The following is a 25,320-nucleotide window of genomic DNA, read 5'->3' as shown; positions in this document are numbered from 1 at the left end:
ATCCGCCTCGTCCGCATTGAGCCGGATCAGGCCGAGAGACGCTTGCGTCCGCGGGCGCGACGCGCGGCGATGACGTTGCGGCCGCCGACCGTGGCCATGCGGGCGCGAAAGCCGTGACGACGCTTGCGCACAATCTTGCTGGGCTGAAATGTCCGTTTCACCGTTCTTCTCCGCTGGCGAAAGGGGCTTGCGCCCAGCTCCCGCGCTCGTCTCGTCTGTCGCCGTCGGCGGCCGCGCCGCAGAAGGCTCAAAAAAGTTTCGGCGCCCGCGACGACGCACAGCCGTCACAAAACATTCGCCGCCCCTTTTGGAGCGGCGCCGATCGCAGGCATATAGGAGAAAGCGCGCGTTCAAGTCAATGTTTGTCGCGGGCGTTTTGCGCCTGCGCCCGTCCAAAACAGGCCAAACCCGCCGAGACCAACGAGCGGGGAATCGGATCTCAAAGCGCCTCGAGAAAGGCGACGAGCGCCGCTTTTTCCTGCGCGGTCAGACCCAGAGGGCGGATTTTCGGGTCGAGCGACGGATTGGCTCCCCCGCCGCGATCGTAGAACTCGATCACCTCGGCAAGGGTCCTCAAGCTTCCGTCGTGCATATAGGGCGCACTCTCGCTGACGCCGCGCAGCATCGGCGTCGTATAGGCCCAGCGATCCGCGGGCGCATTGGTGATCTCGAAACGGCCGACGTCCTTCGGCTCGCCGGTCTGAGCGAGGCCGACCGCCGCGAGGTCGACAGTTTGGAGCACGCCGGGCGCGAGCTGCACCAGCCTTTTGCCGCCCGCCTGCCCGGTCCGAAACGCGACGCCTGTGTTGTGCCAGGACTGATCCGTAAAAAGCGCCGCCTCGGGTCCAATCGCATGGCAGGCGGCGCAGCCGGCCTTGCCGGTGAAAAGCTCGTAGCCCTTCCACTCCTGAGGCGTCAGCGCCGCGCGTTCGCCGCCATAGACGGCGCGATCGAAACGCCCGCCGCCGCGCAGCAGCGAAGCTTCATAGGCGGCGATGGCGCGCCCGAGCGTCATCATCGTCGCGCCCTCGCCCGGAAAGGCCGCCTCGAACAACGGCCCATAATCGGCGTCGGCGCGAAGCCGCTCGACAAGCGGACCGATCCCGGGATTGCCCATCTCGTCGGCCGCGAGCAGCGGCCCCCAGACCTGCGCGGCAAGATCGGTCTCGCGGCCGTCGTGAAACAGGAATTTCTTGAAAGCGACATTATAGAGCGAGGGCGCGTTGCGCCGCAGCGACCGCCCCTCCATGCCGATCGAGAGCGCGCTTTGGTTGGAGGCGAAGCCCTGCGCGGGAATGTGGCACATGGCGCAGGACAATGTGCCGTTCGCGGAAAGGCCGCGGTCGAAGAACAGTTTCTCGCCGAGCCTGCGCATGGCGGGCGTTCCCGCGACCGTTACGGCAACGGGAGGAAGCCCCAACGGCGATTTGATGTCCTCCGCTGCGGCGTGGCCGACGCAGACCAGCAACGCGAGCGCCTGCAGGACCCGCGCGAAGCCTCCCCCTCGTAGGGCGGCTCCGACGCCTGGCGTCGCGGGCGGGGGACTCCGGGACGGCGTCGTCGCCGCGCGCCTACGGATGGCGAAGGGCGCGAAGCTCACCTCACGGCGACCGCGTTGCTGGCGCCGGGAAATTCCATTGCGAGCGTGCGCGCGTCATTGAGCAGGCCATCCGGCGTCAGGAACGCCGTGCTGTAAATCTCGCGGACCCAGCCTTCGGGATCGATCAAGAACACTTTCAGCATATGATTGATCGCGCCCGTGCGCCTGCCGGCGCGATCCCTCACATGGGCGATGTCCTGTCCCACGGCGGCCAAGAGCGGCGTCATCTCGCCTTCGCTCGCGCCGGTCAGAAAGACCCAGGGGACGTCGCCGCCTTTCTCTTCCGTCTCCAGCATGCGCATGACGGATGGCGTGTCGCGCGTCGGATCGAGGCTGATGAAGACGAGACGCAGCCTCCCCTTCAGCAACGGATCGGTTTCGGCCTCTTTTCGCGCCGCCTCGAAAGTCGACCAGGCGACAGGGCAGCCGAGAGGATCGGCGCAGCGCGAATAGAAGAAGCCGAGCGCCGTCACTGCGCCCCGCGTGTAAGCGGAAAGCGGCGTCCGCTCGCCTTGCGTATCGAGGAGCAGGGCCTCCGGCGCGCGCTGGATCGGATGCAGCGCATAGCTTCCGGGCGCCGGCAGTCTTGTGACCGCCGGGTCCGCTGCAAAGGCCGATGGCGCGGCGAGCGCGAGGGCGACGGCGACCGCCCCCCTCGCGATGTTGCAGCTTGCGCTCACGGCAACTCGGCCTTCTGGGCGCGCGCGGTGAATTTCATATGATGCGCGCGGCCGAGTCCCTCCTTGTGGAAGTCGACGACGAAATCTTCCCGAAGCTCCTTCCCGTCCCATGAGTAGCCCTTGAGGAACTGCTCGTTGTCGGCGCCCTTCTTGTCCCAATTGGCGAGCAGCGAGGTCGTGAAATAAACGCGCTTCCCGTCCCAGCTTTGCGAAACCATGTTCACCTGCGCGCCGATCTTTTTCGCATAGACCTGTTTGGGCGCTTCCGGATCGGAAAGATCGAAGAGCCGCGCCGTTCCGTCCATGAAGGTGTTGACCCAGAGCGACGACGCGTCGGACGAAATCGAGATGTCGACGGGCAAGGGAATTTTGGCTGGATCGCCGATGTCGGCGACGGCCTTCGCCTGCCACGCGTGCTTGTCGTCCTCTTTGATCAGGTAGAGTTTCGAGGTGAGCGCGCCGGCGGTGATCGCCCAATTGGCGCCCGGCTTCAGCGCCCAGCGTATTTCGAGCGGCGCGCCGGGAACGGAAAACACCCTTAGAGGCTTCATCGCCTTCAGGTCCCACATCACCATCGTGTTCCCGAAATTCTTCATTGCGGAATCGTCTTGGATGAGCTGGGAAAGATCCATCATGTAATTGGTCCAGCCGGTGAAGCTCGACGTCAGCATGCGGTTCTGGGCGGGATTGATGGCGATGTCGTAGCCATAGCCGTCGCCGCCGTCAGTGAGCGGCATCGGCGTCGTCGCGACGAGTTCGCCGGCGTTGTTGTAGGTGATCAAGCCGGTGACGCCGCCGTGATCCTTCTTGTTCGACAGCGCCTGCACCAGCATGCGGCCGGGCAGCGCGTAGAATGTGTGCGGTCCGACATAGCCCGTGCTCTCGGCGAGATTGTCGATGGTCTTGACGAGCTTCGGGCTCGAGGGATCGGAGCCGACGTCGAAAATGAAAATCTTGCTGTCGTCGAGACGGCCCGCCCAGAGATATTTGCGATCGTCGGTGAATCCCATGTGATGCGCTTCCCCGCGCCCGCCGACGGCGATCGTGTGAATCACCTTTCCGTAGGTTGCGGAGCCGGGAATGACGTCGATCGTGACGAGCTTGTCGGATCCATCGCCGACGCCCTTCTCGCCGAGCGTCCAGACGTGGAGATATTGCTCCTGTCCCTTGATCAGCCCGCTCATGAAGGGCGAATTGCAGGTCTCATCCGCGACAGCTGGCGCAAGCGCCCAGGCGGAGACAAGCGCGCACACTGCTGCGCGCAACGGCAAGCGTTTCATTCAACCACTCTCCCTTGTTGGTTAGGCCGTCGCAGGGTCTATGATCGCCCTGACTTCGCTGATCCGGTTGGCCGGAAAGCCTCCTTGCGCCGCATGTTCTTTGATCGCCGCCGCGTTCTCGGCGATGTAGACGCAGTAGACCTTGTCGTCGGTGACATAGCTTTCGACCCATTGCGTCTGCGGGCCGAGCGCGCGCAGGACGGCGCAGGAGCGCTGCGAGATCGCCTGGAGTTCGGCCTGCGTCATCTCCCCGGCGCCGGGGATGTCCCGTTCGATGATGAATTTCGGCATCGTCCTCCCCCTAATTAGAGCCCAAACTAATATGACCGGTCGTCTCATCGCGGCGCAAATCGATCACGCCTTGAAGTAGCCGTTGAGCAGCATGTCGCAGAACTGCGTGAGCGGACGCACCGAGCGCTCGATCTTCATGCGCAGCAACGCCCCCTGCCAGAAATTGACCAGAAGGTCGGCCATTTCCTTCGCGTCCATGTCGGCGCGGAAACCGCCTTCCCGCTGAGCGCGGGCGATTCCCTCGCGCAGCTTGTCGCGATAGCGGTGCACGGCCTCGCGCAGCGACGTCTGGCAAAGATCGCTCGTGTCGCCGATTTCGCCGATGAGATTGCCGAGCAGGCATCCGCCCCGGAAATCCAGGCGTTCGGTCTCTTCGATCAGTCCATCGAAGTAGGCCCGCAGCGCCGCCGCGGCCCCAAGATCCTTGCGCTGAAGCTGGGCGTCGAGCCGTTTGATGAACGGATCGATGTAATGTTTGACGACTTCGGCGCTGAAGGCCTCCTTGCTGTCGAAATAATTATAGAAGGAACCTTTCGGCACGCCGACGCTCTTGACCAGCTCCTGCAGCCCGGTGCCGTGATAGCCCTGCTCCATCAGTAGCGCGACTCCCCGGTCCAGAAGCTTCTCTCTCAGCTCTTTGACGTCGCGTCGGCTCATTGAGCCATAATACGACCAGTCGTCTCAGTTTGGCAAGCGGCGCGTATCGCACGCGTATCGTCGCCCCGCCTGGTGACGCCGCGCATGGGACTGAATCATGACGCAGATGAGGCGAGAATCGCGCGCGCGAAGCTTCGCGGGGGCCTCCGCGCATTTCATTACGCGCCGCGTATTTTGTCTTTGCCCCCCGGACTCGCCGCGGCGTATAGATTGGAAATGACGCGTGATTCGCGTCGTGTCCGTGTCCTTCCAGACGTAGCGTGACGCGTCCGCCTTGCTTACCGCCCGAGATTAAGATTTAGGGCCGCGTTTGAGGCGTAAGTGAAGGTTTATTAACCAATTCCGCTTACCTTCGCTGGAATGGTCGGTCAGGTCGCTGGGGCGAGGACTCTCGCCGGCCGCCGGCGCGCGTCCCTGGCGCGGTCGGTCGCGGACGATGGAGCTCGGTGGGGAACCAACATGCGCGTTTTATTGATCGAAGACGACAGCGCGACGGCTCAAAGCATTGAGCTCATGCTCAAATCCGAGAATTTCAACGTCTATACGACCGATCTCGGCGAAGAGGGCATCGACCTCGGCAAGCTCTATGATTACGACATTATTCTTCTCGACCTCAACCTGCCCGACATGTCCGGCTATGAGGTGCTGCGCACGCTGCGCGTCGCCAAGGTGAAGACCCCGATCCTCATCCTGTCCGGACTCGCCGGCATCGAAGACAAGGTGAAGGGCCTCGGTTTCGGCGCCGATGATTATCTGACCAAGCCCTTCCATAAGGACGAACTCGTCGCGCGCATTCACGCCATCGTGCGCCGCTCGAAGGGCCACGCGCAATCAATCATCATCACCGGCGACCTCATCGTCAATCTCGACCAGAAGACGGTGGAGGTCAGCGGCGCCCGCGTGCATCTGACCGGCAAGGAATATCAGATGCTCGAGCTGCTTTCGCTGCGCAAAGGCACGACCCTGACCAAGGAAATGTTCCTCAATCATCTCTATGGCGGGATGGACGAGCCCGAATTGAAGATCATCGACGTTTTCATTTGCAAATTGCGCAAGAAGCTCGCCAACGCCAGCGAAGGCCGCAACTACATCGAGACCGTCTGGGGCCGCGGCTATGTGCTGCGAGAGCCCAGCGAAGCGGAAGAACGCATCACCGCCTGAGACGGCCCCGCTAGACATGACGCCATCACGCGCTCCGCAAAAATTTGCGGGTGATTTTGCGCCGTCCATGAGCGATCCGCATAATCATCGCGGTGTCGTCGGCGGCCATATGCTCGTAGATCACGACGTAAGGGGAGATCACGCCAATGCGGACATGCTTCCCAATGGCGGGCGGGGCGCGCCACTGTCGGGATGCTGCATCAGGCGTTCATAGAGTTTTTCAAAAGCGGCGGCGTATGCGCGGGAGACGGCGCGCCCCGCCTTGTCTCGAAGATCGATGAGAATGTCGGCCGTGTCGGCTTGCGCCAGTAAGGAAACGATAAGCCGCGCCATTAATCCTTGAGAGACGCAAGGAGCGCCGCGTTATGTGCTTTGTGTTCCTCAAGGGAGACAAATTCGCCCCGCGCGATTGCGGCCCGCGCTTCATCGACTAACGGCTTCGCCCACGCCATGTCGTCGTCGTCTTCGGCGGCGAGTTCGGCAATGCGGTCGTCAATCAACTGACGGGCCGCCTCCTCAATCGAGGCGAAATCGCCGGTCGCAATATGGGCTTTAATCCAAGCCTCTTGTTCGGGGGTGAGCGTGATTGACATAACTGTCTCATACCAAAAATTACGCCTGTTTTGACAGGCAAAAGTTTGTCCTTGCTTGCGGCTCTTCAGCTCTCGCTGAAAACGAGCCTTTGCCTTTTCGCTTAGCGAGACAAGAGTTCGTGGGTCGTCGAGGCCATGAATCTCCTTGCCGCCAACCTTCGAGGGCCGAAACGCAGGCACAGCCGATACGATATCCCGCGCGGGCATTCTTGCCTTGGTCGGTTTGGCGCCATATCCGTAAGAACCCATCACGGCTTGATAGAGGCGGATCGCCAACGTTGAAGCAAAAGCGCGATCGCGAGCGCCAGGCGAAACGCCGCGTCCGAGGATGCGGCCTTTTTCTTTCGCCGACTGCAACATCTCGCGGAACAGGCGTGTGCGCGATCGGTTTACGGTGCGGGGGCCGAACGTCGAGGAGACGAAGATGAGGAAACCCCTGCTGGCGGGAGCCATGGCGCTTGCGCTTGTCGCGCCCGGCTACACGCTTGCCGCCTCGTGGTCAAAGTCCGGCTCAACGGCCACTACGACCCGGTCAAACCGAGCCGACGCCACGACCCAGAACTTCGTGGAGAAGGCGTGGAACATCGGCAATTTTGAAATCCAGGCCGGACGCGAAGCTCAGAACAAGGCGAACACTCAGGAGTTCCTCGACTATGCCCGTAGGATCGTGAGAGATCATACGAACATGGACGACGAACTGAAGCCCATCCTGCGGCAAGAGGGCCTTAACGCGCCGAACGCGCTCGACAAGGAACACCAGGCTCTACTGCAGCAATTGTCCTCGATGACTGGCGCGCGCTTCGAAGAGCGCTTTCGGACGCAGCAAATCGACGGACACGAGAAGGCGCTGAGGCTTTTCGAGAACTACGCCAGGAACGGTCAGAACGCCGATCTGAAGCGATGGGCGCAGAACGGCATTCCGATGCTGGAGAACCATTTGCGCGACGCCAAGGCGCTGCCGCGCGCGACGCAGCGAAGCACCCGCGCCGATTAGAGCCGGTTCCGAAAAAGTTGACGGACTTTTCGATGAGAACCTGCTCCAGCGTTTTGATTTTGAGCGATTCCTTATCGATCACATGATTCGATGTGATCGGGAAGCGCTCTGCGCTGAGCTGATAGGCTTCATCGAAAACCGGCAGGATCCGCGCTGATCTCGCGCGGGTCCGCAGCCCTGGCTTCAGGCGACGGCGCTCTCGGCGGACGCAGCCGCCCCCGCCGCCGCCTGGACAGGGATCGCCTCGATCGTCACAAGTTCCGGCTCGCTGGAAACCACGACCTGCATGCCGCAGGAATTGGCCACGAGACCGGCGTAATAGGCCTGAATGGCGCGGGCGTCGATGGCGCCCTCTTCCGATTCGCCTTCGAGCAGGCGCGGAACATTCGACGCGACGCGCGCATTGACGCCTTTCGCCTCGATCCTGAACGTCACCCGATCGTCTTCGCCCGTTGAGCTGACGGCGATCACGCCGCCTCTTGGAATCGCCGCGTCGGCCAGGACGCAAAGGTTCAGCAGCAGCTTGACCTTGTTCTTGGACATCAGCACGCGCGGAACGCTCCAAAAGAGTTGCGTGCGCTCGTCGGCGATCAGCTGGCGCGTCACCAGTTCGGCGTCGCCGGTGTCGATCGACGCCCCCTTCGAACCCGCGGCGCCGAAGGCGAGCCGGCAAAACTGCAGCCGCGCCGACGCCTCATTGGCGCTCGATTTGATCAGCGCCAGCGCGTGGCCGCGCATCTCCGCGTCCTTCTCCTCCTCGAGAACTTCAAGACCGTTGACGATGGCGCCCACCGGCGAAATCACGTCGTGGCAGACCCGCGAGGACAGGAGCGCGGCAAGATCGAGAGGGTCGAGCGAGAATTTGGTCATGATGCCATCCAAAGCGGGTGAAGGCGGCGACGTCTCAAGGAAGCTTGATCCCGTCTTCCTGTATGATGCGCGGCGGACTGACGCGGCGCGCGAATCACTGCGTTCAGGCTAAAACGAAACTAGCTGGCGCCGCGCGGATTGCAAATGATGCGCGCCTGAATCGTCAACGAACATTGAGGAATTGAACGATGGCGGCGGAGAAAATCTTTCAGCCGGCGGGCGCGCTCGACGACATCGAGAACCTCGCGCGCCTGTTCGCGAACATCGCAGTTGCAGCGGGCGCCCTGGCGATGGAGACGCTGGCCAATGCGAACATCGAGTCGCGCCTCAAGGGCGATACGTCGCCGGTGACCGAGGCGGACGAGCGGATCGAGGCCTATCTGCTCCGCGAGCTGGACGCGGCGCTGCCCGGCGTGCCCTTTTTGGCGGAGGAAAGCGTCTCGCGCGGCGCGACGCTCGGCGCCGGCGACGCCTTTTTGTTGATCGATCCGATCGACGGCACGCGCGAATTTCTCGCCCGCAGCAGCGAGTTCACCATCAATGTGGCGCTCGCGGAAAAGAACGCGCCGCGCGCCGGCGCGGTTTACGCGCCAGCGCAAGGCCGCGTCTGGTTTGCCGGCGCACGCGGCTATGAAGCGCGGGCGGTCCCTGGCGGATCGCTGCCGCCATCGCAGGATTGGCGTCCGCTGCGCGCGCGGCGGCGTCCCGCCGAAGGGCTGGTCGCGTTGATTTCGAAGTCTCACCTCGACGAGGCGACGAAGGCGTTTCTCTCGCGACAGCGCATCGCGCGCAGCGCGCCCGTCGGCTCCTCGATTAAATTCTGCCTGCTCGCCAACGGCGAGGCCGACGTTTATCCGCGTTTCGGTCCGACGATGGAATGGGACACCGCCGCGGGCGACGCCGTGCTGCGCGCGGCCGGCGGCGTCACGCTGGATCCGGATGGCGCGCCGCTGCGCTACGGCAAGAAGGCCGACGACTATCGCAATGGTCCGTTCATCGCCTGGGCCGACGCGGCCGCGCGCGAAGCCGCCGCAACGCTTCCTTAACTAGCGCGCGCGACTTTGGCGGGCGCAAGTCCTCCTGTCGCCTTTGCGACGCAACTGCGCCCCGGGTCGGCCATCGTTGACGCCGACGCATGGCGCTTGAACACGTTCGTCCTGGAGTTCGTCGTCATGAGCAAAGCTTCGTTCAACGCCGCCTCGCGCCGCGACCTGTTTCGCCTCGCCGCCGCCTCGGCCTGCGCGTGGGCGGCTCCTGGATCTTTCGCCCGCGCTGCGCAGCGGCCCGAAACCTATTCCAGCGGCGAGATCGTCGAGAACGGCCACCGCTTCTTTGGCTCCATTTCCCGCGGCCTCGCCGAAGGCGTCGAGCGCGCATCGCGGCAGTGGGGCAGTCCGAACGCCTATATCCTTGGCCAGGAGGCGGGCGGCGCCTTCGTCGGCGGGCTCCGCTACGGCGAGGGCACGATGTATACGCGCAACGCCGGTCAGCAGCGCGTGTTTTGGCAAGGCCCCTCGATCGGCATCGACGCCGGAGCCGACGGCGCCCGGACGATGATGCTCGTCTATAATCTGCCGTCCGTCGACTCGATCTATCGGCGGTTCTCCGGCGCCGCCGGATCGGCCTATCTCGTCGGCGGCCTTGGGTTCACCGCGCTCAACAGTGACGAGGTCGTCGTCATGCCGGTGCGCTCGGGACTTGGCGCGCGGCTCGGCCTCAATCTCGGCTATCTGAAATTCACGCCGGAATCGACCTGGAACCCGTTCTGATCCGATTCTTAGGCGCCGGCCTGCCGCGCACGAGCCCGATTAAAAGACCGGCTGGCGGCGCGCGCCGGCGCGCGGCGGAGGCGAACCTAGCGGCTCCCGGGCGACGAAGCCGCAGATGCCGCAGGCCTCGTCGCCGCGCTGCCGGCGCCAGCGGCAATCATGATGAATGCTGCAGTCGTAGGCCGGGCTCGGCTTCACCGGCGCGCCCGCCTCGGCGAGCAGCTGCGCGATGCGGCCGAGCAAGGCGCATCCGCCGCCGCTCCAATGCGCGCAGTCGTTTTCAACGCACGTCGGCGCGAATCGGCTGCGCGCGGCCGGCGCCGCCTGCGTTTGCGCGGCGAGAACGGTTTCATCCGCCGCAAGCGTGGTGGCGAAGACTCTCTCATTGGCGGCTTGCGGGCGCCGTTCGGCCGGGTCGCCGACAAGAAGCGCGGGCGCGCCCGGACAGCGCAGGGCGCTCATCGGCGGGCCCGCCGCAATCGCGGCGCGCCGCGCGCGCGGCCACCGCAAAAAACGCCAGCGGATAACGTCATTTGGCTTCTCCTGCTCGCCGCGAGCCCGCGGCCGTTGCGTCCGCCGTTCTGCGGCCCGCTGCGGGGAAAGTCGTCATCCGAATGGACGACGCGGCGAGCCGCGGTCGTCGTTGGCGACGCCGAGCCGAAGAACCGCAGCTCGTGCTTTGCGTTCTGCGTCATTACGTGGCAGAATCCGCAGCGCCGTCCGCCTTGAGACGGATCAAGGATTGCTGCGTCTTGATCGAACAAGCGATGTATTTCGCGCTCGGCTTCCTCGTCGCCGGGCTTTTCGCCTTGATGTTCCTCCCCGCTTTCTGGCGGCGCGCGCTTCGTCTTTCGATGCGACGGCTGCAGATGCTTGCGCCGATGTCGATGGAGGAAGTCGTCGCCGAGCGCGATCTGCTGCGCGCGGAATTCGCCGTGCGCGAGCGGCGGCTCGAACAAGCGATGGAGGCGACGCAAGCCGCGCGAGCGCATGATCTCGCGACGGTCGGCCGCCACGTCGCGCGGATCGCCGAACTCGAAACGCAGCTCAACCGCGCCGAAGCCGACAATCGCGACATGAACCTGCGCGTCAATGAGGCGGAGAAGGTTTTGGGCGAGCGCACCGAGCTTCTGAACGCCACCGAGCGAGCGCTGCATGAAATGACCGACCGCGCCGAGGGCCGCGTCGCGCAACTGCGCCTGATTCGATCGGAGACGGCGGCGCAAGACGAAGGGGCCGGGGCGCAGCTGGACGGTTTCGTCGCCGCCTATGAATCGCGCGTCGCGGCGCTGCATCAGCACAATAGCGACATGCAGCGCGAGCTGCAGGTCTTGCGCGACGAGCATGCGCGCGCCGCGCAGTCGGGCGCGCGGGCGACGGAGCTTGAAGATCTGCTGACGCGCATTTCGGGCGAACTTGCCGCGACCCGCACGCTGGGCGAGACGCTCGCCGGCGAGCTCGACGCCGCGCGGGCGCAGCTCAAAGCCGCCGAAGAACGCCAAAAGAGCGACGGCGACCAGCTGGAGGGCGCGCTGCGCGTTGCGCGCGCCGAAGCGAGCGACGCCGCCGGAAAGCTCGAATCGGCGCGCGCCGACAACGCCATGCTGCAAGGCGCCGTCGAGGCGCTGCGCGCGGAACGGGCCAATCTGCGCCGCGCCGTCAACGGGTCCAAGGCCTTGTCCGCTGTTCCGGTCGCCGCGAGCGACGCCGAAATCGCCGCATTGCGCGAAGCCATCATCGATTTTGGCGACCGCGTCGTCGCGCAGGAACTTTAGGCGCCGGCGACGCGCGCCTGAAGCGCGCATCGCCCAAGAGAATCGGGTGAAGGGTTGTTTTCCTCGCCTTCATCCTGAGGTGCCGCCGCAGGCGGCGTCTCGAAGGTCGAGGGAGAGGAAAAATACGCGAAAACGGGCTTCCTCGCCCTCGAGACGCGTGCTGCGCACGCTCCTCAGGATGAGGAAGCCCTTCAGGCGCCTTCCATTTCCCGAAGACCTCGGCGTGAATATGAAATCGTCATTTCGGCGGCGGCGCTGTTGACCCGCGTCGCGCGCTTTGGAACAAGTTGCGCGTTCATCACGCTTACGCGAGGCCGCTTGTGCTCTTCGTCGCCCTTTGCCTGGATAAGCCCGATCACGTCGATTTGCGCATGTCGACCCGCGCCGCGCATCTCGCCTTTCTCGAAAGACATGCGGCGCGCGTAAAGCTCGGGGGGCCCTTTCTCAACGGCGAAACGCCCGTCGGCTCGATGCTCATTCTCGACTGCGAGAATGAGGCGGCGGCGCGCGCGCTGCTCAGCGAAGACCCTTACGCCGCCGCCGGCCTGTTCGCCTCGGTGGAGCTGAAACCCTGGAAACGCGTAGTGGGAGCGCAGCTCTAGTGGCGCACTGGCTGTTGAAAAGCGAGCCGTCGAGCTGGTCCTGGGATCAGCAGGTGAAGGCCGGCGCCAAGGGCACTTTCTGGAACGGCGTGCGCAATCACTCGGCCAAACTCAATCTGATGGCGATGAAGAAGGGCGAGAAAGGCTTCTTCTATCATTCAAACGAGGACAAGGCGGTCGTCGGCATCGTCGAGATCATCAAGACCTACTATCCCGACCACACCGACGAGAGCGGCAAATTCGGCATGGTCGACGTGAAGGCCGTGAAGGCTTTGAAAAAGCCGGTGACGCTTGCCGAGATCAAAGCCGAGCCGAGCCTCAAGGACATGGTCCTCGTCAACAATTCGCGCCTCTCCGTGCAGCCGGTGAGCGAGGAAGAATGGCGCGTCGTGCTGGAGATGGCGGGCGAGAAGGGATGATCACCCGCCGTTCTGCGCCGCCTTGTCATGGGCGAGCGTCGGACTATCCGCCATGCCGTGGTTGATCTTCTCGAGAATCTTCGGCAGTTCGTCGGGCTCGGGATTCAGGTCGCGCGCATGGTTCCACTGGAAATGCGCTTCGAGCTTGCGGCCGACGCGCCAATAGGCGTCGCCGAGATGATCGTTGATCACCGGGTCTGACGGCTTCAGGTCGATCGCCTTCTCCAATTCGCGCACGGCGTCGTCATAGCGCCCCAGCCGGTAATAGGCCCAGCCGAGACTGTCGACGACATAGCCGTCGCGCTGCCGCAGATCGACGGCGCGGCGCAGCATCTTGAAGGCTTCGTCGAGATTGGAGCCCTTGTCGACCCAGGAATAGCCGAGATAGTTCAACACCAGCGGCTGGTCGGGATTGAGATCCAGCGCCTTTTTGAGATCGGCTTCCGCGGCCGGCCAATCCTTGCGCCGTTCATTGGCGATGCCGCGATAATAGTAGAGCAGCCACAGACTCTTGTCCGCCTTGGACCGCAAATCGAGCACGCGCGTATAGGTCACGGCGGCGTCGGCGAAAGCCTTGCGCGAGCGCTGAAGATTGCCGAGCGCCGTCAACGCCTCCTGATTCTTGGGGTTGGCGGCGACGATCGCGGAGAGCGTTTCGCTCGCCTCTTTGGTTTTGCCGAGCGTCTCCAGCAGAAGCGCCGCCTGCACGTCGGCGTTGACGCGCAGCGGACTGTCTTTCGGCACGCTCTGATAAAGATCGATGGCGGCCTCTTCCTGCTTCATGCGCTCATAGACGTCGCCGAGCGTGACGATGGCGAGAGCGTTCTCCGGCGCAAGATGCAGCGCGAGGCGCAGATAGATGAGCGAGGCGAGTTCGTCGCCCTGGCGGCCGCCGACGGCGCCCAGCCCGTACAGCACTTCACCCGCGCCTTCGTCGGCGGTGCGCACGAAGGGCGGCAGCGGCTTGCCCTCCTCGAGCGCGGCGAGGCCGGCGACGACGATCGGGTGATTGGGCGCGACCTCGTCGAAGGCGAGGTAGAGCTGCTTGGCCTCGTCGCGCCGCCCGCGCGTCGCGAGAAAGCGCGCATAGGCGTCGACAAGCCGCAGCGTGTTCTTCTCGGCGGCATAGGCGGACTTGAAACGCTTTTCAGCCTCCGCCTTGTCGCCGCCGAGGTCGGCGATCAGGCCCGCATGATAGTCGCGAAACACGACGAAGGCGTCGTCGGTGAGCGTATCAAGCGTTGCCAGGGCGTGACGCGTGTCCTTGGCGCCGGCGTAACTCCATGCGGAGAGCAGCGTCGAGGTGATGTCGCGGCGACGGTCGCCGCCGCCCTTGGCGAGTTCGGCGCGCGCGGCGGCGTATTTGCGGTTCTTGATCTGATCGACGCCACGGGCGAGATGCGCCAGCCCATTCGTGCGGTCATGGGCGATCACGCGGCCCGTCAGCGAGAGCGCCTCCGACATATTGCCGTTGGCGAGCGCCGCGACGAAGGCGCGGTCGGCGAGATCGGAGTTTTTGGGATCGTCGCGCAACGCCTCGCGGAAGAAGGTCGAGGCGGCGAGCGTGTCGCGCTGCGCGCCGGCGACGATGGCGGCGAGATAATTGCCCGACAGGCTGGAGCCGACCTCGAAAGGCCGCGCGACGATGATATTTTCCCGCGCCGCGAGGCTGCTGTCGCAGGAGAGGCCGAAGGCCGCGGATCCGGCAAGCACGATGCACGACAGGCGCGCCAGCGCGCGTCTCACGCGGCTGGCCGGAGACGCAAACAGAAGAGCTGAATTGGGCACTGGCGCTTCCCTAAAAGGCGACGATCGCGCGCAAAGGCCGCCCCACGGGGAACAGCGGCCTAAAAGTCCAAGATCGCGCCTAAAGATGGCCCTTTTGGGCCGATGACGCAAGGCGGAAGAAAGAGCCCCGATGAAGCAAGCTCAATCGCGGCTTTCAACGCGACTCCTTCTCCCGTTTGCGGGAGAAGGACGAACTTGCCCGCCGCCCAAAGCTACGCCGCGACCGCTCGGATCGCGGCGACGATCTTCTGCGCCGCGTCGTCGAGATCGTCGGCGGGAATGACGTTGAGGCCCGATTCATTGATGATCTTCTTGCCGAGATCGACGTTGGTGCCCTCGAGCCGCACGACGAGCGGCACCTTGAGCCCCACCTCCTTTACGGCCGCGATCACGCCTTCGGCGATGGTGTCGCAGCGCATGATGCCGCCGAAGATGTTGACCAGGATGCCCTTCACATTCGGATCGGCGGTGATGATCTTGAACGCGGCCGTCACCTTCTCGGTCGTGGCGCCGCCGCCGACGTCGAGGAAGTTCGCCGGAAACTCGCCGTAGAGCTTGATGATGTCCATCGTCGCCATGGCGAGGCCGGCGCCATTGACCATGCAGCCGATATTGCCGGGGAGCGAGATATAGGCGAGGTCGTATTTCGACGCCTCGATCTCCTTCTCGTCCTCTTCGCTCTTGTCGCGCAGCTCGACCATGTCGGGGTGGCGATAGAGCGCGTTGTTCTCAAAACTGACCTTGGCGTCGAGGCAGCGCAGCTTCCCGTCCTTGGTGACGATCAGCGGATTGATCTCGAGAAGCTCCATGTCCTTGGCCACAAAAGCGGCGTAGAGCTTTTCGGTCAGCGCGCCCGCCTGTTTGGCGAGATCGCCGGTGAGGCCGAGCGCCGCGGCGACCTGGCGGCCGTGATGCGGCATCAGCCCCGTCGCCGGATCGACCGAAAAGGTCACGATCTTCTCGGGCGTGTCATGCGCCACCTTCTCGATGTCCATGCCGCCTTCGGTCGAGACCACATAGGCGATGCGCGAGGTCGAACGGTCGATCAGCATCGAGAGGTAGAATTCCCTGTCGATCGCGGCGCCGTCCTCGATGTAGAGGCGGTTGACCTGCTTGCCGGCCTCGCCGGTCTGGAGGGTGACGAGCGTCGCGCCGAGCATTTCCTTGGCGAAGGCTTCGGCCTCGTCGATCGATTTGGCGATGCGCACGCCCCCCTTGTCGCCCGCGGACGCCTCCTTGAACTTGCCCTTGCCGCGCCCGCCCGCGTGGATTTGCGCCTTCACCACATAGACCGGGCCGGGGAGCTTTTCGGCCGCCGCGCGGGCGTCCTCTGCGCGCAGCACGGCGACGCCGTCGGCGACGGGCGCGCCGAACGCGCGCAGAACGGCCTTGGCCTGGTATTCGTGGATGTTCATGGGCTATGTCTCCCTGGCGCAAGGACGCGGCAGCGCGGCGAAAAATCGCGCTCAAAGGGCATAGGCGGAGCCGTTTCGTCAAGGCGGCGGGAGGACGCGGGGGAGGCGGCGCGAGCAGCGAGGATTTATTCGAGCCCGTCGCGTCGCGTCCTCGCCTGCAAAGGAAACTTCTTAGCAAAACCTAAAGCTTCGACAGTAAAACGCGCGTCCATGCCCGTTCTGATACTGCGCCGCTTGGAACAATTCCTAGCCCGTTGGGTTCCATCGGCACGGAGCTCCCCTCTCCCCCCTTAGACTGCGCTCGGTCAACCTGGCCGGGCGCTTTTTCTTGAGCCGAGGCGTTTGGTGAGCGCGAGGCTTTCCTCCCTTGCCTCGGATTGATCCACGTGATCGAGTGCGAACAGCCCAGCTCCTTTGCGCTCCCCGCCCCGTTGTTCTCCCTATGACCAGCCTGAAAAGCCCCTTCGGCGAACGCGCCCAAAAATACTGGGATCGTCGCTACGAGCTGTTTTCGAAATGGGATGAGGGCGTCGAAACCGATGAGGTGGGGCTGTTCTCCGTCAAGCCGGAGCGCTTTGCACTGGAGATCGGCAATCTCCTCACCGGTCACACCGTATTGGACGCCTTTTGCGGCATCGGCGGCTCGGCGATCGCATTCGCCAGATGCGGAAAGCGCGTCATCGCCGTCGACATCGATCGCGACAGGCTGTCCATCGCGAAGCATAACGCTGAGATCTACGGCGTCTCAGCGCGCATCGAATTCATTCACGCCGACGTCATGGAGGCCTATGCCGACCTTTCGTTCGACGCATTGAACATTGATCCGCCCTGGGGCGGACCGGAGTATTTTAAGAAGACGCGCTTCGGCTGGCGGGATTTTTCACCGAATCCGCTGCCGCTCATCCAGAAGGCGATCCAGTCGGGGATCGCCGTTTCCGTCGGACTGCCAGTGAATTTTTCCGCCGACGAATTGCGCGAGCTGCCGCCCGAAACCGTCGTACGAGAGTCGCGGGACGCGACGCGCGTTCTGTTCCGGACGGCTTATTATCCGCCGGTGGCGTGAGCGGCATTGCAAAGCGAAATTTGAGCGACCGCAAATAGGCGGCTTCGGTTAGCGCCTTTGTAGAAATTTTCCACCACCGATCCGGCTTGTCAATAAAGCTAGGGGAAGTTAGTGGCATGTAGACGGGGTTGGCCGGAGCTTGTCCGGAACGACGCCCGCGCCCTCGCGGGGCGGATGGTTCTCGATTTTCGGGGGCGACGCTGAACGACTTTCTTTCTGGATTGCTTGCGTTCGCAGCCTATTTTGCCGCCGCCATCGCATTTTGCGTGGCCTTTTGCATCACCTATGTTTGGCTGACGCCGCACCGCGAGTTCCAGCTCATCGTTCGCGAGCACAACGCCTCGGCCGCGATCGCGCTCGGGGGCAGCCTTATCGGCTTTTCCATCGCGCTCGCCGGCGCGATCCACAACACACAGGCGCCGCTCCAGTTCGTGGCCTGGGGCTTCGTCGCTTTCGCGGTCCAAGTGCTCGCCTATCGCCTAGCCAAGTTTGGGCACCCAGGTCTGTCGCACGCCATTCAGCAGAACGCGATCGCCGCCGCGCTCTGGGTCGCCGCCGTGTCGATTTCGGCCGGCATCCTTAGCGCGGCTTGCATGAGCCCGTGACATGACGGAGGCAGACGGAACGTCCGGCAAGCGCGGCGTCAAACCGCCGCCGATCATCTCCAACGCGCCAGAAGGCTTCGCGGGTGCGCCGCCAGGCTCGAGCGACGCAGAGCAGCGACAAGCGCTCTACATCGCCCTAGGCGCGCCTCTCGCGGCGGCGTTTGTGCTGTTCATTGTCGTGCAGTGGATCGAACAATCCAGGTGCGCGGACTCGACCAGTGAAACCGCCTGCTCCTCCGACTCTTCGGGATCCTCCGGCCACGGCGGGGGCAGCGGGGGCGGAGGTGAATGGGCCGCGAGATTCGGCGGCTTCGGGGCCTTCGGCGCCGGGCATGGCGGAGGCGGCTAGTGAAGCGCGAGGCCTCGTCGCCGCGTCCAAACTTCGAAGCCGAGGCTAAAAAGATAGGCTTCGACTACGCCTATGCGGACGGTGAACCTTATTGGGAAGAAAGCGCCCGCTACGTCCTTTCGCTGGCGGAGATAGAGGACAGGCTCGAGGCGACGACGGCCGAGCTAAATGCGCTGTGCCTTTCTCTCGTCGAGGAGGTCGTCAAACAGGACGATCTGATGCGGCGCCTAAAAATTCCGGAATGCGCGTTCGACGTGATACGCGCAAGCTGGATTCGGCGCGACCCTTCGCTCTACGGACGCTTCGATTTCGCCTATGACGGGAAGAGCGATCCCAAGCTCCTCGAGTTCAACGCCGACACGCCGACGAGCCTTTATGAATCCTCAGTCGTGCAATGGCACTGGCTTCAATCGCAGATCGCGCGGGGCGAGCTACCGCCAGACGCCGATCAGTTCAACTCGCTGCACGAGAAGCTTGTCGCGCGTTTTGGAGAGCTTGCGCAGGGCCGTTTGCTGCACCTGTGCTGCATGTCGAAAAGCGCGGAAGATGCGGGAACAACGTCTTATCTTGCGGAATGCGCGCGCGAGGCGGGGCTTGCGACGAAGCTTCTCGACATCAGCGGAATAGGTTTGCGACGTGAGGAATTCGTCGATCCAGACCTGCGCAAGATCAGATTCCTCTTCAAGCTCTATCCCTGGGAATGGATGTTCGCCGACCCTTTCGGCAAATCCCCCGCCGTCGGTCGGACGAGCTTCGTCGAGCCGCCCTGGAGGATGATCCTATCGAACAAGGGCGCGCTCGCGTTGCTCTGGGACATGGCGCCGGGCCACAAGAATCTCTTGCCCTGCTATTTCGAGGACGATCCGCGCGCGGAGAGGCTCGGCGCCCATTATGCGCGAAAGCCGCTCTACTCGCGCGAGGGCGCCGACATCGAGCTGCTAGACGGCGGCGTCATCGCCCGCGGCGAGACAGACGGCTATGGGCGCGAAGGATATGTGCGCCAGGCGCTTTGCCCCCTGCCCGTTTTTGACGGCCAGCGTCCGGTCCTCGGCTGCTGGCTCGTTGGCGATGCGCCGGCGGGTCTCGGCATTCGCGAAGATAGCGCGCTCATCACCTCCAATCGCTCGCGCTTTACGCCGCATGCGATCGTCGGTTGAAATCTACGCGCCAAGGCGGCGACGCCTTGAGGCTGCCCTTTAGCCAGTTGCTGAGGCAGGTAACGCGATCGTCTGAAACGAATGGCCGGCGCCGTCGCGCGCGCTCGCCCAGCGGGTAGGTTTTCTTGGCGCTCCCTAGGGATGCGAGCGCAGCAAATGATTTCAGGCATTTAACCACAAGTTTGGGGAGTTCACCCCCATTTGAAAAACAAGGCGTTTCTGGAACGTCGCCCAAACCTTCGACGCCTCAAAAGCAAACCGCCGCGCAGGGGGTCGGATCCCAGCGCGGCGGCAAAACAGAGGTGAAAGCAGCGAACTTTCGGGATTCAGAATACGTCCGCGCCGGCCTTTCCGCAATCGCAAAATCAGACTGTCCACACGATGGCTTGATCGGCGGTCCCGAGTCGCGCGACACGACTTCAGCATCACGGTCAAGCAGCGTTACCGTGATTTCAAACTTACATCGCGAAAGTTTGATCGGCCATCGCGGCCCCATTTCCGCGCCCGACGCTAAAAAGTATCCGCCCGTTACCTTTGATCCGCGGGTATTGCCGAGCCGCGCCACGCTTGCCCGCAAGTGGCCCGCGCTGAAGATCAATCGATTTACCGGCCGATGGCGCGATGACGCCAGCGGCGCTTCTGGGGCGGACGTCGCGTCGCTGCTTGCCTTCCTTGGGGAGGGCGCGCGATGAACGCTCTCGCCCCGAAAGAGCGAGCGCCGCAGTTTGGCGCTTGCGATGCAAAGCCGCGGACGTTCGCCAGCGAGGCGGCGGCTACCCTCTACATAGTCATCGGCACCGCAACCGGGTCCGACGATCTTGACCAGCTCGTCAGCCAAGTGTGGCAAGGCGTCGTGCATGGCGCGATCGATGAGGGAGACGCCGACTTTCTGCAGTCCTTCGCCGAGCGCCGGCGACCGCTCGCTTGCGGGATACGCGGCGTAGGTGGACGCGGGGTCGCGAAGCTCGTGAGCCGCTTCGTGCCGCGCCAGCGCGCCAGGTCGCACAATCACCAAGCGTCGCGCGAGCGTCGACGCACGCTCGGCGGATCGGCCGTCATGCCGCCGAATCTCCGCTGCCACTACACCGAAGGTCAGCGCGCGGTGGCGTGCATCCTCGCCGGAGAGGTGAAGCACCACGGCCTCTGTGATCTGGCGATCGACAAGATCGCCGCGCTCGCCGGCGTCTCTCGCACGACCGTGCAGACGACTCTGCATGAGGCGCGACGGCTTGGGCACATCAAAGTGACTGAACGCCCGCAGCCAGGCCGGAAGAACCTTACCAACGTCGTGCACATCGTTTCCGCCGAATGGCTCACATGGATCAAGCGCGGGCCGTCAGCGCATCGCCCCGGACGGACAGGGTCCAATCCGTTTGCACAAAAAAATTTGCGGCGCGATGAAACTTCGGTGAGCCCGACCAAGAGCACATATTTAAAAAATAGGTCTGGCGAAAAGGAGCAGCGGAGAGGCTCAGGACCTCCTCAAACGAGGTGGAGGAGGCGAGCATGAAGCTCTCACAGCCATCAGAGGCAGCTAGGGCGGCGGAAGGGCAAGCCGCAAATTTGCCGCTTGAAGCGCCTGTCGATGCTGCGAACGCATGGGAGCGTTTTTCAGCCGCGTGGCCGTTTGATCCTGTGCCCTACCGACGGGCGGCAGCTCGGGCTGAATTCGAAAAGCTGACCACTGCCGAGTGCGAAGAGGCGATCAGGTGCGCTGCCATCTTAGCGAAGGCCAGGCGCTCGAGCGGGCGCATGGCCGCACCTGATGCGCGCCGATGGATCAAAGCGAAGGGCTGGAAGATCAGCGTCCGATCGTCGGGCGCTCGCTTGAACGTCAGGACAGGATAGCGCGGGTCCTTCCCGCGCCGCCGCAAGACGGGATAGCGGGGGTCCGGGGGTGGAAACGTAATCGCTATTTCAAACAGAGTTGCGTGTTTTGGGTTGCGTTGCTGATGCGGGTTGCGCGAGCGATTGAAGGGGTTGCGGGAACGATGAATGGTTGCGCGAGCGATAGAGATGCGGACGAAGAGGACTGGATTTCGGTCAAGCGCCTCGCCGCCATCAGGGGCGTGTCGCATCAGGCGGTCTCAAAGCGCGTCGCGTTCTTTATGAGCAAGGGGCTCCTGCAGACGCGCCGCCTCGGTAAGGAAAAGCTCGTTCATCGGCCTACATTCGACACACTCGCGGCGGCGGCGCACGACCCGGCGCAGGATCTTCGGCTGCGTCACGTGAAGGGCGAGCACCCGGCTGAGACTGTAGGGTCGATCGACGCGGCGAGCGCGCCAGACGCTGATGAGGGCGGACCGCCGGCGCCATCTGGGCGTGCCGACGCATCGGCCTATGACGATGCCTCTACGCGCGAGAAGAACGCCAAAGCCGCCATGGCGGAGATGGAACTGGCGCGCCGGCGCGCTGAACTCGTTCCGGCGCGCGAACTGGCCGATGCGGCCGTGCAAGTCGGCACGACGATCGCGCAGCATGTTGCCTCCCTGAAGCACATCGCCGGAAGGCTCTATGCAGCCGCTCAAGCCGGCGGAGAGGACGCCGTGCGAGTGATCCTTTCCGATGAGGTCGACCGCGTCACTAGCGCCGCCAGAGATGGTTTGCTGAAGCTCGCGGCGGAAGAAGCCAGCGAGCCGCCAGCGCGGCCAAATTGATGGCGCGCCGGAGAGGCCATCTCCTATCACGACAGCAGAGCGCTGTTATCGACGCCCGCGAAGCCGAACCCAATCCGGCCTTTGAAGCGGATTGCGGCGTGGCAGCTCCCGGCCTGTGATGTCCACGGGAACGCGCCGCAGAGCGACAGTCTGTCCTGCCACTTTAACCACGCAATCCATGTAGTGGGTTCCCCGATAGGCTGAGTGCTCGGTCGAGACCAGACCAGTCCCGGCCAAATGCCCAAGATCGTTTATGTTCTCGGCTTCTCTACCCTCGTTGCGCACGATCCAAAATATTTGGGCGCCGCGCGGTAACGCGTGGCCATTGATGATCTCAAAACGGATATCGCAATTCCTTGGAATTGGACCGATTTTGTTTACTCCGTTATATTTCCCGAGCGCCGCGTTGTCTCGAGAAATGGCCGTAACCCGAATCTCGGGCATGGTGAGGGGAACCGGAAGAAGCCTCGCGGCTTCCGTAAGAACCTCGGTAACTGCTGGCATAGGGAATAGGTGCTCAAACGCTTCCTGCCATACGTCCGCAGCGGCCAACTCCGTGCTGCTCGCGACGGCTCGATTGGCGACCTCAAGGAGGCCCTTCAGCCTCTCGATAAAACTTTTCATTTCAGTATCTGAGAGTCGCGCAAGGTTCTCAGTCTCACTGACCGGATTGGGGACGTGCTTGTCGCCGTCCAGTCGCGCAACGAGGCTCTCAAGAATGTTGCGAAGTGTATCGTCGTCGGCCACGATTCCGGCTGCACCAATTGACTTTGCGGCGTCGGCGACGAGCACCGTGAGCAGGATCGAGGAAGGCCGGCCGTCTTCGTCAAATTTTAGGGCGGCCCATGATTTGAGGTATTTGATCTGGCGACGGACCCTTGCCCGAATGGCATCCTCAAATTGGTCCTTAAACCATACGTAGATGGCCTTCGGATCACTGCCCTCCCATCGTTCCTCGGTCGCCAGTGTCCGAGCGTCGCGATCGGGATCGAGGTGGTAAGCCGGCACGTCGATGTGGAAGCTGTTGTTGTAGCGAATCCGACAGCATCTGGTCTTTGGTGGACAGACCTCGAGCACGCTATCAGCGTTATCCCGCGCGTAATCCTTCAGGCTATTCTGAACGAAAGATTTGAGCGTGCACGGCCCGTGTGCGCCTTCCTCAGGTTCGCCTTCCCATTGGTAATAAATGCCTAGGTCAATGTCGAACTCGTGGCCCACGTGCACGGGACGAATTTGCGTGCCGAACTTATATGAGCCCTGAAGCCAAGTCCGGATTGAATGGCCACTCCGTTCCTTTAGGTCAGACGTCAGATGGTCGGCCAGGACGTTCCATCGCTCCTGCTGCTCTTCAAACTGCTCATCGGAGGGGGTGATGCGCCTATGTAACGTCTGCTTCTCTGAGTCGTTGGCGTTAAAGAAGAGCGTCGCGGCGGATCCCATTGTCAACGGACCTTATGATGGAATGCGGGAGGGGGAGCTCGATGTGCGAGAAAGTGCTGCAAGAGGGGAATATTGATGCTCGATTGCAGTGTGGCGGACGCGAGCCCCCGGATTGTCTTCTGCGCCGCCTCGGTTGCAATATCGAGCGCGAGGTGCCGCTCTTGCTCCTTAGACTGAATCGCATCCAAACGAATGTAACGATCAGCGAGTCGGTGGCACATCATGTAGTTCACAGAATGCTGCTGAGACGCAATGATGACATTGACGAGCCGTTGATCACGTGACCAACCCCAAATTCCGAGTTGTCGCCCGTGGGCGTGCGCGAAGGAGAACTGTGCGGTAGTTGTGCCAATGCTTAGCAGATGAATGTCGTCAATCCTCTGCCCGAGGAAGTGCTCCGCCTCATGGACCGCTAGAAGATCAGGCGAGTTTGCATAAAGGCCTCCATCAGCGAACAGTGCATCGTCAATCTCGGCGATGGGGAAGTAGGTGGGCGCCGCTGCCGTCGCGAGCGCAACGTCAACCACTCTTAAGTGGAGGTCGGTTTTGAAGCTGGGGTGATGCGGTGTCTTGAAGAGCTGGGGCAGCCCCTTCGTCAGATTGACTGCAGGCACAATGACTCTGTGAGGCAGGTCCCCGATTTTGGTTTTGGCGCCCACCAAGCTTTCGATGACGCTGCGTAGCGCATCAGCCTGATATTTTGGCTTGCGGAAAGAGCGCCAGAAGTCGAGGGCTGAGCCGATGCCTCCCGAGGGGCTCGGCCGATCGGAGAAGATCGCTATGCCGTTGCTGGCGATCGCCTCCTCAATTTTCGCTACCGGTTTCTCGGCCGCGAGCCCAAGGGCTATGATTCCACCAACCGATGTGCCGGCCAAAAGATCAAAGCAGCGCGCGAGCGGCGTGCCAGCGGCATCCTCGAGGCCCGTGAGCAATGTTGCGGAGTAAAGCCCTAGGAATCCGCCCCCGCTCAAGGAAAGGATATTAAACCGCTCACCCATGCCTGAATAATGTCCCGCTAGAACAAATTGAACGAACTCTTCAGATTCTCGCTTAACTATAGACGATCGCGAAACAGCGCGTCAAAGCCGCGGTCACTGCGCATGCGCCGCGCCGCTGCGCGCGATTGCATCTGCTGCGGTTGATTGCCCGGAAAGTCTCGATTTATCATCGTCGCCAAGTCTGTTTCAATTCTTGATCGAACCATCTCTCTGCGTCGTATTCGGATCCAGCTTCGGACCGGAAATCGAGGTAATGGCTATACCCCCTGTCACCTAGCCACGCCTTGAACTCGGCGAAGCTTGGATGATCGGTCGTTAGATCGATTCGCCGCTCCCTTGTCCATTGGTGAGCCAGTTGGCGGATAGCGCTTTCGGCTTCAATTTTCGTTTTCTGAGCCACGTTTGGATTCTTCTTCAGTCCCGCTTGCCCATGGCACGCGCGTTAGAGCCGCAGGCGCCGAGCCCACGATTCACTTTTTGGCGAGCGCTTTTTCGAGCAAGCGGCGGATGGCTTCCGATCGCGACGGCGCGTCTTTCTGCTTCGCCGCCCATGCGTCGATGCGTTCGATCATTTCGAGAGGCGCGCGGAAGTTCAAAAGCGGGTCTTGGCCAGTAGCCGGCCGACCTCGCTTTTTTTGTAAGACGGGAATTGACTTCGCCATAAATAGTGTCTTACAAAAAAGAGGCGAGCCGAGCAAGAGGCGGCCACCTCTCACTCGGCCCTAACCACAGTTCACCTCAGGAGCGAACCATGGCTGATTCGGAAAATAGCAGAACAGAGGCGCCGGCGCGCACATCGGATCTCGTTGATATGCTTCTTTCCGCCGGCGTCGAGCGGGAGCTTGTCACGAAAACCTTCGAGTGCATTGAAACCGAGCGCGCGAAGGCGATAGCGACTGCGGCGCGGCTTTTCTACTGCCCCAACGACGGCCAGAGGCCCATTGCGCCCTTCCAGTTCTCAGACGAACTGAGCATCATGACGCGGCGTCTTTGGGGGCTCGTCGCGGCGGCCGGCGACGTTTTGGGTGAGGACGGCGGCGCTCTAAACGCAGGCGTGCTGCAGCTTACCAACGACATTGCCACCGCAATGGAGAGACTCTCCGAGGCGTTCCAAGCCGAGAACTGGCTCGAGCGCCAACAAGAGTCGCAACAGTGAC

29 protein-coding genes are annotated in these 25,320 nt (G+C 62.9%); 13 read left to right on the top strand and 16 right to left on the bottom strand.

The window, feature by feature from the left end; translation table 11 throughout:
- Positions 1 to 26: 26 nt before the first annotated feature.
- The 6 genes from rpmH to BN69_RS13935 form a co-directional block, all read right to left on the bottom strand.
- Entirely contained in the window at positions 27 to 161 is a 135-nt protein-coding gene (gene rpmH / locus BN69_RS18890) for a 50S ribosomal protein L34 (RefSeq protein WP_083858773.1), read from the bottom strand.
- Positions 162 to 439: 278 nt separating this feature from the next.
- Entirely contained in the window at positions 440 to 1,600 is a 1,161-nt protein-coding gene (locus BN69_RS13955; protein WP_014892274.1) for a cytochrome-c peroxidase, read from the bottom strand.
- Positions 1,597 to 2,280, bottom strand: coding sequence for an SCO family protein (locus tag BN69_RS13950; RefSeq protein WP_014892273.1), 684 nt, complete (start codon positions 2,278 to 2,280; stop codon positions 1,597 to 1,599). Before BN69_RS13950 ends, BN69_RS13955 begins: the two co-directional genes overlap by 4 nt.
- Positions 2,277 to 3,560, bottom strand: coding sequence for a methanethiol oxidase (mtoX, locus tag BN69_RS13945; RefSeq protein ID WP_014892272.1), 1,284 nt, complete (start codon positions 3,558 to 3,560; stop codon positions 2,277 to 2,279). Before mtoX ends, BN69_RS13950 begins: the two co-directional genes overlap by 4 nt.
- 21 nt (positions 3,561 to 3,581) lie before the next feature.
- On the bottom strand, positions 3,582 to 3,851 hold the full coding sequence (locus BN69_RS13940) for a DUF4242 domain-containing protein (protein ID WP_014892271.1): 270 nt from the start codon (positions 3,849 to 3,851) through the stop codon (positions 3,582 to 3,584).
- Positions 3,852 to 3,914: 63 nt separating this feature from the next.
- Positions 3,915 to 4,508, bottom strand: coding sequence for a TetR/AcrR family transcriptional regulator (locus tag BN69_RS13935; RefSeq protein WP_014892270.1), 594 nt, complete (start codon positions 4,506 to 4,508; stop codon positions 3,915 to 3,917).
- Between the two features lie 459 nt (positions 4,509 to 4,967).
- Here BN69_RS13935 and ctrA point away from each other — a divergent pair, with 459 nt between their 5' ends.
- Positions 4,968 to 5,669: a response regulator transcription factor CtrA gene (gene ctrA, locus BN69_RS13930; protein WP_018407261.1), complete on the top strand. Its 702-nt coding sequence runs from the start codon at positions 4,968 to 4,970 to the stop codon at positions 5,667 to 5,669.
- Between the two features lie 138 nt (positions 5,670 to 5,807).
- On the opposite strand, the gene BN69_RS13925 is transcribed toward ctrA, so the two are convergent.
- Positions 5,808 to 6,002, bottom strand: a complete 195-nt coding sequence (locus tag BN69_RS13925; protein ID WP_014892267.1) for a type II toxin-antitoxin system RelE/ParE family toxin — start codon at positions 6,000 to 6,002, stop codon at positions 5,808 to 5,810.
- On the bottom strand, positions 6,002 to 6,715 hold the full coding sequence (locus tag BN69_RS19890) for a ribbon-helix-helix domain-containing protein (RefSeq protein ID WP_244434958.1): 714 nt from the start codon (positions 6,713 to 6,715) through the stop codon (positions 6,002 to 6,004). The genes BN69_RS13925 and BN69_RS19890 overlap by 1 nt, the downstream gene beginning before the upstream one ends.
- Here BN69_RS19890 and BN69_RS13915 point away from each other — a divergent pair.
- Complete coding sequence (locus tag BN69_RS13915) at positions 6,687 to 7,256, top strand: DUF4142 domain-containing protein (RefSeq protein WP_244434957.1); 570 nt, start codon at positions 6,687 to 6,689, stop codon at positions 7,254 to 7,256. The genes BN69_RS19890 and BN69_RS13915 overlap by 29 nt on opposite strands.
- 183 nt (positions 7,257 to 7,439) lie before the next feature.
- On the opposite strand, the gene chpT is transcribed toward BN69_RS13915, so the two are convergent.
- The gene (chpT, locus tag BN69_RS13910; RefSeq protein WP_014892264.1) at positions 7,440 to 8,126 is read right to left on the bottom strand and encodes a histidine phosphotransferase ChpT; all 687 of its coding nucleotides are present in this window, start codon (positions 8,124 to 8,126) and stop codon (positions 7,440 to 7,442) included.
- A gap of 188 nt (positions 8,127 to 8,314) precedes the next feature.
- On the opposite strand from chpT, the gene cysQ reads away from it, so the two are divergent.
- Both cysQ and BN69_RS13900 read left to right on the top strand, forming a co-directional pair.
- A complete protein-coding gene (gene cysQ, locus BN69_RS13905) occupies positions 8,315 to 9,172 on the top strand; it encodes a 3'(2'),5'-bisphosphate nucleotidase CysQ (RefSeq protein WP_014892263.1) in 858 nt (285 codons plus the stop codon).
- A 126-nt stretch (positions 9,173 to 9,298) separates the two neighbouring features.
- Positions 9,299 to 9,895, top strand: coding sequence for a DUF1134 domain-containing protein (locus BN69_RS13900; protein ID WP_014892262.1), 597 nt, complete (start codon positions 9,299 to 9,301; stop codon positions 9,893 to 9,895).
- A gap of 39 nt (positions 9,896 to 9,934) precedes the next feature.
- Here BN69_RS13900 and BN69_RS13895 read toward each other — a convergent pair whose 3' ends face one another.
- Entirely contained in the window at positions 9,935 to 10,357 is a 423-nt protein-coding gene (locus BN69_RS13895) for a hypothetical protein (protein WP_014892261.1), read from the bottom strand.
- 290 nt (positions 10,358 to 10,647) lie between these two features.
- Between BN69_RS13895 and BN69_RS13885 the strand changes: the two genes are divergently transcribed.
- The 3 genes from BN69_RS13885 (at position 10,648) to BN69_RS13875 (ending at position 12,691) form a co-directional block, all read left to right on the top strand.
- A complete protein-coding gene (locus BN69_RS13885) occupies positions 10,648 to 11,670 on the top strand; it encodes a coiled-coil domain-containing protein (protein ID WP_244434956.1) in 1,023 nt (340 codons plus the stop codon).
- 320 nt (positions 11,671 to 11,990) lie between these two features.
- Positions 11,991 to 12,272, top strand: coding sequence for a YciI family protein (locus BN69_RS13880; protein ID WP_041927397.1), 282 nt, complete (start codon positions 11,991 to 11,993; stop codon positions 12,270 to 12,272).
- On the top strand, positions 12,272 to 12,691 hold the full coding sequence (locus BN69_RS13875; RefSeq protein WP_014892257.1) for an EVE domain-containing protein: 420 nt from the start codon (positions 12,272 to 12,274) through the stop codon (positions 12,689 to 12,691). The genes BN69_RS13880 and BN69_RS13875 overlap by 1 nt, the downstream gene beginning before the upstream one ends.
- Here BN69_RS13875 and BN69_RS13870 read toward each other — a convergent pair whose 3' ends face one another.
- Together BN69_RS13870 and sucC are read right to left on the bottom strand one after the other, a co-directional pair.
- Complete coding sequence (locus tag BN69_RS13870) at positions 12,692 to 14,437, bottom strand: tetratricopeptide repeat protein (RefSeq protein ID WP_014892256.1); 1,746 nt, start codon at positions 14,435 to 14,437, stop codon at positions 12,692 to 12,694.
- 254 nt (positions 14,438 to 14,691) lie between these two features.
- Complete coding sequence (sucC, locus tag BN69_RS13865) at positions 14,692 to 15,894, bottom strand: ADP-forming succinate--CoA ligase subunit beta (RefSeq protein ID WP_014892255.1); 1,203 nt, start codon at positions 15,892 to 15,894, stop codon at positions 14,692 to 14,694.
- 442 nt (positions 15,895 to 16,336) lie between these two features.
- On the opposite strand from sucC, the gene BN69_RS13860 reads away from it, so the two are divergent.
- The 4 genes from BN69_RS13860 (at position 16,337) to BN69_RS13845 (ending at position 19,068) form a co-directional block, all read left to right on the top strand.
- Complete coding sequence (locus tag BN69_RS13860) at positions 16,337 to 16,957, top strand: methyltransferase domain-containing protein (protein ID WP_014892254.1); 621 nt, start codon at positions 16,337 to 16,339, stop codon at positions 16,955 to 16,957.
- Between the two features lie 221 nt (positions 16,958 to 17,178).
- Positions 17,179 to 17,562, top strand: coding sequence for a DUF350 domain-containing protein (locus BN69_RS13855; RefSeq protein ID WP_014892253.1), 384 nt, complete (start codon positions 17,179 to 17,181; stop codon positions 17,560 to 17,562).
- A gap of 1 nt (position 17,563) precedes the next feature.
- Positions 17,564 to 17,911 carry a hypothetical protein gene (locus BN69_RS13850; RefSeq protein ID WP_014892252.1) on the top strand — a complete coding sequence of 116 codons (348 nt, stop codon included), beginning with the start codon at positions 17,564 to 17,566 and terminating at the stop codon, positions 17,909 to 17,911.
- Positions 17,911 to 19,068, top strand: coding sequence for a glutathionylspermidine synthase family protein (locus BN69_RS13845; protein ID WP_014892251.1), 1,158 nt, complete (start codon positions 17,911 to 17,913; stop codon positions 19,066 to 19,068). The genes BN69_RS13850 and BN69_RS13845 overlap by 1 nt, the downstream gene beginning before the upstream one ends.
- Before the next feature lie 247 nt (positions 19,069 to 19,315).
- Here the strand turns inward: BN69_RS13845 and BN69_RS19275 are convergent, their stop codons facing one another.
- On the bottom strand, positions 19,316 to 20,362 hold the full coding sequence (locus BN69_RS19275) for a hypothetical protein (protein WP_014892250.1): 1,047 nt from the start codon (positions 20,360 to 20,362) through the stop codon (positions 19,316 to 19,318).
- A gap of 697 nt (positions 20,363 to 21,059) precedes the next feature.
- Here BN69_RS19275 and BN69_RS13830 point away from each other — a divergent pair.
- On the top strand, positions 21,060 to 21,725 hold the full coding sequence (locus BN69_RS13830; protein WP_148277124.1) for a hypothetical protein: 666 nt from the start codon (positions 21,060 to 21,062) through the stop codon (positions 21,723 to 21,725).
- Positions 21,726 to 21,770: 45 nt separating this feature from the next.
- On the opposite strand, the gene BN69_RS13825 is transcribed toward BN69_RS13830, so the two are convergent.
- From BN69_RS13825 to BN69_RS18885, 3 genes are all read right to left on the bottom strand, one after another.
- Positions 21,771 to 23,165, bottom strand: coding sequence for a cyclic GMP-AMP synthase DncV-like nucleotidyltransferase (locus BN69_RS13825; RefSeq protein WP_014892247.1), 1,395 nt, complete (start codon positions 23,163 to 23,165; stop codon positions 21,771 to 21,773).
- Between the two features lie 2 nt (positions 23,166 to 23,167).
- Positions 23,168 to 24,163 (bottom strand): CBASS cGAMP-activated phospholipase, encoded by a 996-nt coding sequence (locus BN69_RS13820; protein WP_014892246.1) that lies wholly within the window; start codon positions 24,161 to 24,163, stop codon positions 23,168 to 23,170.
- Positions 24,164 to 24,633: 470 nt separating this feature from the next.
- The gene (locus BN69_RS18885) at positions 24,634 to 24,861 is read right to left on the bottom strand and encodes a ribbon-helix-helix domain-containing protein (RefSeq protein WP_244434954.1); all 228 of its coding nucleotides are present in this window, start codon (positions 24,859 to 24,861) and stop codon (positions 24,634 to 24,636) included.
- 53 nt (positions 24,862 to 24,914) lie between these two features.
- Here BN69_RS18885 and BN69_RS13810 point away from each other — a divergent pair, with 53 nt between their 5' ends.
- Positions 24,915 to 25,319, top strand: coding sequence for a hypothetical protein (locus tag BN69_RS13810; RefSeq protein ID WP_041926978.1), 405 nt, complete (start codon positions 24,915 to 24,917; stop codon positions 25,317 to 25,319).
- Position 25,320: the final 1 nt, after the last annotated feature.

The organism is Methylocystis sp. SC2 (assembly GCF_000304315.1).
GTDB lineage: Bacteria > Pseudomonadota > Alphaproteobacteria > Rhizobiales > Beijerinckiaceae > Methylocystis.
This window is presented reverse-complemented; position numbering and strand designations above follow the sequence as displayed.